We start from the raw sequence: 12,182 nt of genomic DNA, 5'->3' as shown, positions 1-12,182 counted from the left end.
GAGGCCATCACCATGGGTCTGCACGACGCGTCGCCGCAGCATCTCGTCGACGCGATGGCCGACGACGTCGTTCTCGAACTCGGCTGGGGCCGTTTGATCTTCGGACAGACCTTCGCCGACCCGGAACGGCTGGCGCAGGCCCTGCAGCAGGAGGGGCCGGGGCGTCGCGACATCTGCATCTACGCCAGGGAGTCACACGTCCTCGTCGCGCGGTCGCCCTCGGAGCTCTTCATCGACCCGAGTCACACCTACCGGTTGCGCTTCGCCGAGCGCGAGGTGCCCGACGCCGATCCCCTCGGGTTCACGGTGCGACCGCTCGCCGACGCCGCCGAGGCCGACGCGATGAACCGGGTGTACGTGCGCTGCGGCATGGTGCCCGCACCCGTCGACGTCATCTGGGCCAACCACCGCGACGTCGACGCTGTCGACTACCTGGTGGCGGTCCGCGACGACGACGGATCGGTGATCGGCACCGTCACCGGCGTCGACCACGAACTGCTTTTCGACGACCCCGAGGACGGGTCGAGCCTGTGGACGCTGGCGGTCGACCCCACCACCAGCCTTCCCGGCGTTGGCGCGGCGCTCACCCGGGTGCTGGCGGCGACGTACCGGGACCGCGGCCGCGCCTACATGGACCTGTCGGTGGCCCACGACAACGCCGCGGCGATCGCCCTGTACGAGAAGCTGGGCTTCCAGCGGGTGCCGGTGCTGGCGGTCAAGCGCAAGAACGCGATCAACGAACCGCTGTTCACCCACCCTCCGGAGACGGTCGACGACCTCAACCCCTACGCGCGGATCATCGCCGACGAGGCGATGCGGCGCGGCATCTGGGTGGAGGTGCTCGACGCAGGCGCCGGTGAGATGCGGCTCTCGCACGGCGGGCGCAGCGTGATCACCCGTGAGTCGCTCTCGGAGTTCACCTCCGCGGTGGCGATGAGCCGGTGCGACGACAAGCGCCAGACCCGGCGCATCGTGTCCGAGGCGGGCATCAAGGTGCCCAAGGGCCGGCTCGCCACCTTCGACGCCGAGGACCACGCGTTCCTCACCGAGGTCGGCGACGTCGTGGTCAAGCCCACCCGCGGCGAGCAGGGCAAGGGCATCACCGTCGGTGTCGACGGCCCCGAGGAACTCGACGCCGCCCTGGTGCGGGCCCGCGAGCAGCACCCCGAGGTGCTGATCGAACAGCGCGCCACCGGCGACGACCTGCGCCTGGTGGTGATCGACGGAAAGGTGGTCGCGGCCGCCCTGCGCAAGCCCGCGGAAGTCGTCGGCACGGGCAAGCACACCATCGGCGAACTGATCGAGACGCAGAGCAGGCGGCGGGCCGCCGCGACCGGGGGCGAGTCGCGCATCCCGATCGACGAGGTCACCGAGTCCACCGTCCGCGAGGCCGGCTGGACCTTCGACGACGTGCTGCCCGAGGGCGAGCGGCTGCGGGTGCGCCGTACCGCCAACCTCCATCAGGGCGGCACCATCCACGACGTCACCGCCGAGGTCAACCCCGAGCTGTGCCGGGTGGCGGTCACCGCCGCCGAAGCACTCGGCATCCCGGTGACCGGCATCGACCTCCTGGTGCCCGACGTCACCGACATGGAATACGTGTTCATCGAGGCCAACGAGCGGCCGGGGCTGGCGAATCACGAACCTCAGCCCACCGCAGCGGCTTTCATCGATTTCCTGTTCCCGAACCAGCCGGGACTGCCGCAGGCCTGGACTCCGGACGAGACAACGGCCTAGCAGGTCACCAGGTGCTGGTGCGCAGCACGATCTCGGCGGCGACCTGCGCCGTGGCGTCCTGCGCGTTGCGCCGGCCGAGCAGCTCGACCAGCCGGAACTCGCCGTACACGTAGCGCTGGCTGGCATTCGCCACGGCTCGCGAGGCGGGGGTGCTCACCAGCGCCGTGGTGTTCATCTCGACCGGCGGGCAGTCCTCGTCGCGGACCACTCCGGACAGGTCGGCGACCCGGGGATGCCCCCGGTCGATGACGACCAGCCCGATGAACCGGTCGAGCCTGGTGGCCGCCAGCTCCCACGCCAGCTCGCCACCCACCTTGTCCCCCACCAGCAACGCCCAGCGCACGTCGAGTGCGTCGAGGATGCCGACCACCGCCTTGGGGGTCAGCCGCGGATCGGGGCCGATGATGACGGTGCGCAGCGACGCGGTGTGCAGGCGCGCGCAGACCGCGTCGTAGCTCGCGGGAGAATGATTGGCCGCCCCGAGGACCACCACGGTCGAGCCCTTCTCCGGGCCCGCCACGTCCACCGGGACGGAGAACCCGTCGACGGTGACCATGGATGAGAGCATCCGGCCACGCTACAGGGAGAAGCCGGGTCGCCCGGGCGGAATTACGTTCTTGACCCGACTTTCACTGTGCCGCAGCGCGTTGCGCCTGTCGATCCGCGGTGTCCAGAAACGTCTGCGGCAGCGTGCCTTTGACGGTGATGTCCGGATTTTGCGTCGGGAACGCGATGCCGAAGACGGCCATCGTGCCGACGTTCTCGAAGCTGAAATAGACACTGTTGTCAACGCCGGCGAGCGTCATCGTCTGTTGGTACACCAGCGCTTCGGAGCGAGGTGCAGGCAGCCGTGTGGTGGTCATCGGGATGCCGGGGGTGGCCGGGTCGAAGAACGTCTCGAATTTCGCGCACCGGTCGGCGGTCGCGGCGAGCTGCTCGACGTCCAGCGGCCACGTCAGCACGGTCATCACGATGCGCACGCCGTCCCAGGCGACCACGTACTCGGCCGCACTCCCGGGGCCGCGCTCACCCGATCCGGCGATCACCCTGGTGAGCCCGTCCGAGCAACCGGGCGGGTCGGACAGCATCGCCGGCGGGCCGCTGCGGGCACCGGGTTCGCCGGTCCCGTCGACGATCCGGTCGTACTGCACGCCGGCCGGGAAGTCCGCGGCGGTCAGCAGCGCCCGCTCCAGCCGGGCGCCCGGCCAGGTGGGTGTCCCGGTGACGGTGGTGGCGCATCCGGTGAGCGCGCACGCCGCCGCGAGCAGCGCCCCCCACCGGCCGACCATGAGGCCAGGGTAGGCGAGCTCAGGCGCGCGTGGTGACGAGCGTCGGGCGCGGCGGTGGGCCGTGCGCGACGAGGTCGCAGACGGCGTCCACGTCGAGGTGCGCGGCCAGCAGGTCGGCCATCACGTCGAGTTGGGCGTCGCGCCGCGCGGAGACGTCGGTGTCGTCGGCGACGACGAAGCCCGGCCGGCCCGCCGCTGCGGCCACCTCGGTGAGCCAGCGCCTGCGGAAGGCGTCGTTGTCGAGCAGTCCGTGCCAGTGGGTGCCGTAGACACCGTCGCGGCGCAGCCCGACCGCCTCGCCGGTGCCGGCGTCCGTCCACTCGTCGGCGGAGCTGTCGGCCACCTGGCCGTGGTGGATCTCGTAACCCCGCAGCGGGGCGTCGCGGTGGCGCAGCGTCTTGTCGGCCGCGAACACGATGTCGGCGTCGAGCAGGGCCAGGCCGTCGACCCGTCCGGCCCGCGACTCCACCGCGTCGTCGATGTGGCGGCACAGCATCTGGAAGCCGCCGCAGATCCCGAGCACCGGCCTGCCCGCGCGGGCATATCCGCCGATCGCCTCCGCCAGGCCCCGCTCGCGCAGCCATGTCAGGTCGGCGACCGTGGCCTTGCTGCCCGGCAGCACCACGACGTCCGCGTCGGCCAGGTCGGCGGGCTCGCTGACCCAGCGCACCAGCACCCCGGGCTCGCAGGCCAGCGCCTCGACGTCGGTGGAGTTCGAGATGCGCGGCAGCCGGACCGCGGCGACGGTCAGCGGCTGGGCGCCGCGCGGCGGCATCGGCCGCCCGACCACTCGCCCGGTCAGCACCGACACCGAATCCTCGGTGTCCAGCCAGATCTCGTCGCTGTAGGGCAGCACGCCGTAGGTGGGTCTGCCGGTCAGCTCGGTCAGCCGGTCCAGCCCGGGCGCCAGCAGTGCCGGGTCGCCGCGGAACTTGTTGACCACGAATCCGGCGATCAGCGCCTGATCCTGCGGGTCGAGCACCGCGACCGTGCCGTGGAAGTGGGCCAGCACCCCGCCCCGGTCGATGTCGCCGACCACGACGACGGGCAGCCGGCCGGCGCGGGCCAGCCCCATGTTGGACAGGTCGGTGGCGCGCAGGTTGATCTCGGCCGGGGAGCCGGCGCCCTCGCACAGCACGACGTCGAATTCCTCGCGCAGCGAGGCGAGTTCGTCGGCGATCAGCGCGGCGAGCCGGTCGCGGTGGGCGATGTAGTCCGCGGCGGCCACCGACCCGGCGACCCGGCCGCGCACCACCAGTTGCGACGTGCGGTCGCTGCCGGGCTTGAGGAGTACGGGGTTGAACCGGATGCTGGGCGCCAGTCCTGCGGCGCGGGCTTGCACCGCCTGCGCCCGGCCGATCTCGCCGCCCTCGATGGTGACCGCCGAGTTGTTGGACATGTTCTGCGCCTTGAACGGCGCCACTCGCACGCCCCGGCGGGCCAATAGCCGGCACAGCCCGGCGACGACCATCGACTTGCCTGCGTCGCTGGTGGTGCCGGCGACCAGCAGCGCACCCTTCAGCACGCCGAACGTGCGCTCAGTGCGATTCTCACAGCTGGGTGAGGATCTCGGCGCCGCCGTCGGTGACCACCAGGGTGTGCTCGAACTGCGCGGTCCACTTCTTGTCCCGGGTGGCGACGGTCCAGCCGTCGTCCCAGATCTCGTAGTCCAGGCCGCCGAGGTTGATCATCGGTTCGATGGTGAACGTCATCCCGGGCTCGAGCACGGTGTCCACCGACGGCTGGTCGTAGTGCAGCACCACCAGACCGTTGTGGAAGGTGGTGCCGATGCCGTGGCCGGTGAAGTCGCGAACCACGTTGTAGCCGAACCGGTTCGCGTACGACTCGATCACCCGGCCGACGACCGAGAGTTGACGGCCCGGCTTGACCGCCTTGATGGCCCGCATCGTCGCCTCGTGGGTGCGCTCGACGAGCAGGCGGTGCTCCTCGGCGACGTCGCCGGCCAGGAAGGTCGCATTGGTGTCGCCGTGCACGCCGTCGATGTAGGCGGTGACGTCGATGTTGACGATGTCCCCGTCCTGTACGACGGTCGAATCCGGGATGCCGTGGCAGATGATCTCGTTCAGCGAGGTGCAGCAGGACTTCGGAAATCCCTTGTAGCCCAAGGTGGACGGGTAGGCGCCCTGGTCGACCATGTACTCGTGGGCGATCCGGTCGAGCTCGTCGGTGGTGACGCCGGGTGCGACGGCCTTGCCCGCCTCGGCCAGCGCGCCCGCCGCGATCCGTCCGGCGACGCGCATCTTCTCGATCACCTCGGGGGTCTGCACCCAGGGCTCGCTGCCCTCGTTCACCGTCGGCCGCCAGGCGTACTCGGGGCGGGCGATCGATTTGGGCACCGGCAGCGTCGGAGACAGCTCACCGGGTCGAAGCGCGGTGCGGACAGGCATGACACCCAGGATAGCCAGGAGAACGTCGATCTCCGTTTTGGAGAGTGCTGCTATCTTGTCAGCCATGCTCGACGAGTCGAACCTCACGACGCGGCCGATGGTGACCACGCCCGACCACCTGCTCGGACAGCTGGGGCTGCGGGACGTCGTGGTGGCCGACGAGTTGCTCATCCTGGAGATGGACAACCGGCCCGACCTCGCCAACGTCCGCGGCGCGCTGCAGGGCGGGCTGGTGGCGACGCTGATCGACATCGCCGGGGGGCGGCTCGCCGGCAGGCAGGTCTCGGCCGATCAGGACGTCACCACCGCGGACATGACCGTGCACTTCCTGGCGCCCGTCGTGGCCGGCCCGGCGCGCGCCGAGGCGACCATCGTGCGGGCGGGCAGGCGGATGATCGTCACCGCCGTCGACGTCTCCGACGTCGGCCGTGACCGGCTGGCCGCGCGGGCCACGCTGAGCTTCGCGGTGCTCGACCGCAGATAGGTCAGCGCTCGCCGCGCCGCCACCGCCACCCGGTGCGCGGGCCGCGGATGTCCACCGAGCCGAACACCACCTTGCCGGTGAGCACGACGTGCGGCCTGCCCTCGGCCGGGGCGTCCTTGCGGTGGTCGGTGGCGCTGCCGACGATCACCTCGACGTCGTCGATCGAGGCGCTGGCGCCGTCGGGCAGGCGCAGTTCGAGCCCGCCGGCGCGCAGGTCGAGTTCGATGACCACCATCGGGCCGGCGAAGCGGGCCCGGGTCAGGTCGAGGTTGATCGAGCCCATCCGGCGGTGCAGCGCCAACCGGGTCGGGACGATCCACTCGCCCTGCCGTTTCAGGGATCCGAACACGCCACGCAGTTCGACCCGGTCGGTGGCCGAGGTGACGATGGCGCCCGGCCCGGGCAGGTCGTCGACGAGCGTGTCCAGGTCGGGCCGCAGCCGGGCCTGCGACACCCGCGCGGAGCGCTCCTCGAACTCGCCGATGTCGATCAGGCCCATCGCGACGGCGTTGTGCAGCCGGCGCAGGGTGCCGTTGCGGTCGGCGTCCGAGATGCGCAGTGCGATGGGTTCACCGTTGGGACTGGTCATGTCCTGTCCCAATTTACCGTCGCCGGGACGTCAGGCCAGATAGTCCGGCGGCAGACCGTCGAGCATGCCGCGCAGCATCCGCACCGCGTACTCCGAGCTGCCGCCGCCGACGATCAGCGCGGCGAACGCCATGTCACCGCGGTAGCCGGCGAACCACGAGTGCGAGCCGCCGGCGAACTCGGCCTCACCGGTCTTGCCGCGGACGTCGCCGACGCCCTGCAGGTCCTCGGCGGTGCCGTTGGTCACCACCAGCCGCATCATCGGGCGCAGGCCGTCGACCATCGCCGGCGAGATGGGCGTGCGTTCGCCGTTGATGACGGTCTCGCGGCCCTCGATGAGCCGGGGCACCGGCGTGCGTCCGGCCGCGACGGTGGCGGCGGCCATCGCCATGCCGAACGGGCTGACCAGCACCTTGCCCTGGCCGAAGCCGTCCTCTGTGCGTTCGGCCAGGTTGACCGTCGGCGGCACCGACCCGGACACCGTGGTGATGCCCTCGATTTCGTAGTCCGGCCCGATGCCGTACTGGGCGGCGGCGGTGGTCAGCCCGCGCGGCGGCATCCGGCTGGCCAGTTCGGCGAAGGTGGTGTTGCAGGAACTGGCGAAGGCCCGCGACATCGGGACGGTGCCCAGGTCGAAACCGCCGTAGTTGGGCACGGTGCGGTGGCCGATGTCCATCTTGCCGGGGCAGCCCAGCAGCGTGTTGGGGGTCGCCATGGCCCGGTCGATCGCCGCGCCCGCGGTGACGATCTTGAAGGTCGAGCCGGGCGGGTAGAGGCCCATGGTGGCGATCGGCCCGTCGGCGTCGGCGGCGGCGTTCTGTGCGACGGCCAGGATCTCGCCGGTGGACGGCTTGATGGCCACGATCATCGCCTTCTTGCCGGTGAACTCGACCGCGTTCTGCGCCGCGTTCTGCACGGCCCGGTCCAGGCTGATGGTCACCGACGGCGAGGGGTTGCCCGCCACTTCGTTGAGCACGTCGACGTCCACGCCGTTGTGGTTGACGCTGACCACGCGCCAGCCGGCCTGCCCGTCGAGTTCGTCGACGACGGCCTTGCGCACCTCCTCGACGATTGCGGGGGCGAAGCTGTCGTCGGTCGGCAGCATCGCGGCCTGCGGGGTGACGACGACGCCGGGCACTGCGCCGAGCGCCCCCGCCACCCGGTCGTGGTCGGACTGGCGCAGCGTGATCAGGCTCAGCGGCCCCGGCGACGAGCTGGCCACCTCGGCCAGCCGCTGGGCGTCCATCGTCGGGTCGAACTGCCGCAGCGCGTCGGCCGCGGCGCGCGCGGCGGGCATCAGCGCCCCGCCTGCGGCTCCCGCGTCGAGGGCATAGCTGTAGAGCTGGCCGGGCACCAGCACGTCGCTGCCGCCCCGTTCGTTGACTGCGGCCCGCGGCGGGGCGTCGGCGCGCAGCGCGAGCGTCTGGTTCTCGCCGAGCCGCGGATGCAGTCCGGTGGCGCTCCACCGCACCTGCCAGCGGCCCTCGTCGCGGACCATGTTCAGCCGGCCGTCGTAGGTCCAGGTGCGGTCCTTGGGCAGGTGCCAGGTGTAGCGGTAGGTCACGCTTCCGGTGTCCTCGGCGTAGCGGGCGCTGAGGATCTGGGCGTCCAGCGTGGTGGCCTGCAGACCGGCCCACGCCTCGTTCAGGTCGGCGCGCGCCTCGTCGGGCCGGTCGGCCAGTTCGGCGGCGGCACCGGTGTCGCCGCGGCCCAGCGCCGCGAAGAACTCCTCGGCCGTCGGTTCGGGACCGTTGGGGCGGGGGGTACAGGCGCTCAGCGACGCCGCCGCCGCAACCATCACCAGGGCGGCCAATGCGGACACCCGTGATACTGCTGAGGTTCGAGTTGCCATTGGGGCAGATGTTAAGAACTTTGGCACCGCATGTCGGGGAGGCGCACCGAGACCCGGCCGTGACAATCGCCCCGGCCCTCCGCCGGAGCCGATCCACCGCATTCCGGCGAAGCGCCCGGTGGTGACGGTAAGCGGTGCTGGGCATACCGTGATCGACGATGGCCGACACCGATCCGTCCCCGAATTTCGGCGACGTACAGCACCACTACGACCTGTCCGACGACTTCTTCCGGCTCTTCCTGGATCCCACGCAAACCTACAGCTGCGCGTACTTCGAGCCCCCGGACCTCACGCTGGAACAGGCGCAGCTGGCGAAGATCGACCTGTCGCTGGGCAAATGTGATCTGCGGCGCGGGATGACGCTGCTCGACATCGGTTGCGGGTGGGGCGCCACGATGCTGCGGGCGTTGGAGCGTTACGACGTCAATGTCATCGGGCTGACGCTGAGCGAAAACCAGTACCAGCATGTGCAGGGGCTGCTGGCTTCCCGGCCGAACACCGACTCAGGCAGACACGCCGAGGTGCGGTTGCAAGGATGGGAGGAGTTCCACGATCCGGTGGACCGCATCGTGTCGATCGGCGCGTTCGAACACTTCAAGTACGCCCGCTACCCGATGTTCTTCGAGCGGGCGTACGACGTCCTGCCCGGCGACGGCCGGATGATGCTGCACTCCATCGTCACCATGGGCCGCGACATCTTTCGGATGGGCCGCAAGATCACCCGTGAAGACGTCGACTTCTGGGCCTTCCTCGGCCGGGAGATCTTCCCCGGCGGTGAGCTGCCGCTACCGCAGAGCATCCCCTCCTACGCCGAGGCGGCCGGCTTCGCGGTGCGCAACGTCCAGTCGTTGCAGCCGCATTACGCCCGCACGCTGGACATCTGGGCGGAGACACTGACCGCCCGCCATGACGACGCGGTACGCATCGCCTCGGAGGACACCTACCAGACCTACATCCGGTATCTCACCGGCTGTGCCGACCGGTTTCGTTGGCGCCACGTCGACGTCCGCCAGTACACCCTGACCAAGGCCGCGACGGCCTGACTCACGACCCGGGGGCCGGGGTGCGCACCACCAGCGGGACCGCCGGGAAGAACGCCGCCATCTCCGACCGGGACTTGCGCAGTGCCGCGGTGCCGTAGCCGCGTTTGCGGAACTGCGGGTGGATCCAGACCCGCACGTTGACCTCGCCGCCGGCCAGCTCGCCGAACACCATCCCGACCTTGTCGGAGCCGTCGACCGCCACCAGCCACGCCGCCTCCTCGGCGGCGACCCGCGCCACGGCCGCGGAAATCTCGTCATCCAGATCGCCTGCGGGTCCCCCGGAACCGTCGCCCGCCGCACCGACGTCGGCGGTGCGGGCGGCGAAGATGTCGCCGTCGGCAGTCGCATCGAAGGCCCGCAGTGCCAGCGAGTCCGGCGACGAGGACGCGGACTCGCCCCTGGTGAAGCTCAGCTGGTTGTTGAGGTCCTCCAACTCGGCGGCGATGCGCCGCCGGGACACCTTGGTGAGCCGGTCGAAGGACAGTCCCAGCACTGCCTCGGCACTGGCGGCCGAAGTCTTCAGCAGCGATGCGACCGCCTCGATCGCGGCGTCATGGTCCTCGGAGTCGACGATCGCGTCGAGCACCTCGTGCCTGTGGTCGAGCGCCCGCACCAGGGTGTCGGCGATCTCGCGGCGGGCGACCTTGGGGTCGGATTCGGTCATGACGGCAGCCTAAGGGCTGCGGCCCGCTCCCGGGGAACCGGGCGGCGATCAGTCGAGCAGAACCGTCGCGAAGGTGCCGACCTGTTCAAATCCGATGCGCGCGTACGTCGCCCGCGCGACGGTGTTGAAGCTGTTGACGTAGAGGCTGGCAATCCGCCCGCTGCGCAGCACTGCCGCCGACAGTGCCGCGGTCCCGGTGGTACCCAGCCCACGGCCGCGCCATTCCGGGTGCACCCACACACCCTGGATCTGGCCGACAGTCGGTGACTGCGATCCGACCTCGGCCTTGAACACCACCTCGCCGCGCTCGAACCGCGCCCACGCACGGCCTGCGGCGATCAGACCGGCCACCCGGCGCCGGTAACCGCGGCCGTTGTCACCCATCCGCGGGTCGACGCCGACCTCGCCGATGAACATGTCGATGGCCGCGGCGAGGTACGCGTCGAGTTCCTCCATGCGGGCCGGCCGCACCGCCGAGTCGATCGAGCATTGCGGCGCGGAGTGCAACGCCATCAGCGGCTGGTGCTCGCGCACGTCACGCGCAGGCCCCCAGGCCGTCTCGAGGCGGCGCCACATCGGCAGCACCAGACCGGCCCGGCCCACCAGCGACGAACAGCGCCGAGCCGTGCTCATCGCCTGGTCGGCGAACGCGTTCAGGTCGTCGATCTCACCGCGCAGCGGGATCAGGTTCGGACCGGCGTAACAGAGCGACTCGGCGGCGCCCCGGCGGGTCCACAGCTCACCACCGATGGCACCGGGGTCGACGCCGTGGTCGGCCACCCGGGCCGCGACCATGCAGGACCCGATCGGATCACGGTCGAGCACCTCGAGGACCGTGGCGGCGTCCCGCACCACCGACACCCGTCGCTCGTCGACATGGCGGAACAGCGGCGGTGCCGACATCGCGCGTCTTTCTGTTCGTGCGGTCGTGACCCCGACCACAGGGCCGCCCTCAGCTTACGGTGACAACAGGTGAACCGCTGTCACTTGTCTCGCCGGAGTCCATCTCGGCGGCGATGCGCATCGCCTCTTCGATCAGGGTCTCGACGATCTGCGCCTCGGGCACGGTCTTGATGACCTCGCCGCGAACGAAGATCTGTCCCTTGCCGTTTCCGGATGCGACGCCGAGGTCCGCCTCGCGCGCCTCGCCCGGCCCGTTGACGACGCAGCCCATCACCGCGACCCGAAGCGGTATGTCCATGCCCTCGAGGCCGGCGCTGACCTCGTTGGCCAGCGTGTAGACGTCCACCTGGGCCCGGCCGCACGACGGGCACGACACGATCTCCAGGCCGCGCGGCCGCAGGTTCAGCGACTCGAGGATCTGGTTGCCGACCTTGATCTCCTCGACCGGGGGCGCGGACAGCGAGACGCGGATGGTGTCGCCGATGCCCTTGCTCAGCAGCGCGCCGAACGCGACGGCGGACTTGATGGTGCCCTGGAATGCGGGCCCCGCCTCGGTGACACCGAGGTGCAGCGGGTAGTCGCACTGCGCGGCGAGCTGTTCGTAGGCCGCGACCATGATCACCGGGTCGTTGTGCTTGACGCTGATCTTGATGTCGCCGAAGCCGTGCTCCTCGAACAGCGAGGCCTCCCACAGCGCCGACTCGACCAGCGCCTCGGGGGTGGCCTTGCCGTACTTCTTCATCAACCGCGGATCGAGCGAGCCGGCGTTGACGCCGATGCGGATCGGGATGCCCGCCGCGCCCGCCGCCTTGGCGACCTCCTTGACCCGGCCGTCGAACTCCTTGATGTTGCCCGGGTTGACGCGCACGGCGGCACAGCCGGCGTCGATCGCGGCGAAGATGTACTTGGGCTGGAAGTGGATGTCGGCGATCACCGGGATCTGCGACTTCTTGGCGATGGCGGGCAACGCGTCGGCGTCCTCCTGCCGCGGGCACGCCACCCGCACGATGTCGCAGCCCGACGCCGTCAGTTCGGCGATCTGCTGCAGCGTCGCGTTGATGTCGTGGGTCTTGGTCGTGCACATCGACTGCACGGCGATCGGGTGGTCGCTGCCGACACCGACGTCGCGCACCATCAGCTGACGCGTCTTGCGGCGCGGCGCGAGCACCGGCGCCGGCGGTGCCGGCATGCCCAGGCCTATCGAGGTCACAGCA

General features: G+C 70.6%; 12 protein-coding genes. 3 read left to right on the top strand and 9 right to left on the bottom strand.

Going from position 1 to position 12,182, the window contains the following annotated elements:
- The first annotated feature begins 12 nt into the window (after positions 1–12).
- Entirely contained in the window at positions 13–1,737 is a 1,725-nt protein-coding gene (gene ngg / locus AB0K11_RS16860; protein WP_364980392.1) for an N-acetylglutaminylglutamine synthetase, read from the top strand.
- 4 nt (positions 1,738–1,741) lie between these two features.
- Here ngg and AB0K11_RS16855 read toward each other — a convergent pair whose 3' ends face one another.
- The 4 genes from AB0K11_RS16855 to map all read right to left on the bottom strand — a co-directional run bounded on the left by AB0K11_RS16855 (position 1,742) and on the right by map (position 5,434).
- Positions 1,742–2,305 carry an alpha/beta hydrolase gene (locus AB0K11_RS16855; RefSeq protein ID WP_364978826.1) on the bottom strand — a complete coding sequence of 188 codons (564 nt, stop codon included), beginning with the start codon at positions 2,303–2,305 and terminating at the stop codon, positions 1,742–1,744.
- Between the two features lie 61 nt (positions 2,306–2,366).
- On the bottom strand, positions 2,367–3,026 hold the full coding sequence (locus tag AB0K11_RS16850) for a hypothetical protein (RefSeq protein ID WP_364978823.1): 660 nt from the start codon (positions 3,024–3,026) through the stop codon (positions 2,367–2,369).
- A gap of 19 nt (positions 3,027–3,045) precedes the next feature.
- Positions 3,046–4,551, bottom strand: coding sequence for a cobyric acid synthase (locus AB0K11_RS16845; protein ID WP_364978820.1), 1,506 nt, complete (start codon positions 4,549–4,551; stop codon positions 3,046–3,048).
- 25 nt (positions 4,552–4,576) lie between these two features.
- Entirely contained in the window at positions 4,577–5,434 is an 858-nt protein-coding gene (map, locus tag AB0K11_RS16840; RefSeq protein ID WP_364978817.1) for a type I methionyl aminopeptidase, read from the bottom strand.
- A 97-nt stretch (positions 5,435–5,531) separates the two neighbouring features.
- Between map and AB0K11_RS16835 the strand changes: the two genes are divergently transcribed.
- Entirely contained in the window at positions 5,532–5,918 is a 387-nt protein-coding gene (locus AB0K11_RS16835) for a PaaI family thioesterase (RefSeq protein ID WP_364980389.1), read from the top strand.
- A 1-nt stretch (position 5,919) separates the two neighbouring features.
- Here the strand turns inward: AB0K11_RS16835 and AB0K11_RS16830 are convergent, their stop codons facing one another.
- Both AB0K11_RS16830 and AB0K11_RS16825 read right to left on the bottom strand, forming a co-directional pair.
- Complete coding sequence (locus AB0K11_RS16830; RefSeq protein WP_364978814.1) at positions 5,920–6,507, bottom strand: DUF1707 domain-containing protein; 588 nt, start codon at positions 6,505–6,507, stop codon at positions 5,920–5,922.
- Between the two features lie 30 nt (positions 6,508–6,537).
- Positions 6,538–8,358, bottom strand: coding sequence for a penicillin-binding transpeptidase domain-containing protein (locus AB0K11_RS16825; RefSeq protein ID WP_364978811.1), 1,821 nt, complete (start codon positions 8,356–8,358; stop codon positions 6,538–6,540).
- Positions 8,359–8,516: 158 nt separating this feature from the next.
- Here AB0K11_RS16825 and AB0K11_RS16820 point away from each other — a divergent pair, with 158 nt between their 5' ends.
- Positions 8,517–9,401, top strand: coding sequence for a cyclopropane mycolic acid synthase family methyltransferase (locus tag AB0K11_RS16820; RefSeq protein ID WP_364978808.1), 885 nt, complete (start codon positions 8,517–8,519; stop codon positions 9,399–9,401).
- Between the two features lies 1 nt (position 9,402).
- On the opposite strand, the gene AB0K11_RS16815 is transcribed toward AB0K11_RS16820, so the two are convergent.
- Genes AB0K11_RS16815 through ispG form a run of 3 tightly spaced genes read right to left on the bottom strand, consistent with a single transcriptional unit; the run spans position 9,403 to position 12,157 of the window.
- Positions 9,403–10,065, bottom strand: a complete 663-nt coding sequence (locus AB0K11_RS16815; RefSeq protein ID WP_364978805.1) for a GNAT family N-acetyltransferase — start codon at positions 10,063–10,065, stop codon at positions 9,403–9,405.
- Between the two features lie 48 nt (positions 10,066–10,113).
- Positions 10,114–10,968: a GNAT family N-acetyltransferase gene (locus AB0K11_RS16810; protein ID WP_364978802.1), complete on the bottom strand. Its 855-nt coding sequence runs from the start codon at positions 10,966–10,968 to the stop codon at positions 10,114–10,116.
- 49 nt (positions 10,969–11,017) lie between these two features.
- The gene (gene ispG / locus AB0K11_RS16805) at positions 11,018–12,157 is read right to left on the bottom strand and encodes a flavodoxin-dependent (E)-4-hydroxy-3-methylbut-2-enyl-diphosphate synthase (protein ID WP_364980386.1); all 1,140 of its coding nucleotides are present in this window, start codon (positions 12,155–12,157) and stop codon (positions 11,018–11,020) included.
- Positions 12,158–12,182: the final 25 nt, after the last annotated feature.

This window comes from Mycobacterium sp. NPDC050551 (assembly GCF_040674075.1).
Taxonomy (GTDB): Bacteria; Actinomycetota; Actinomycetes; order Mycobacteriales; family Mycobacteriaceae; genus Mycobacterium.
Note: the sequence above shows the minus strand (reverse complement) of the source record. Positions and strands in the feature narration are given on the sequence as shown.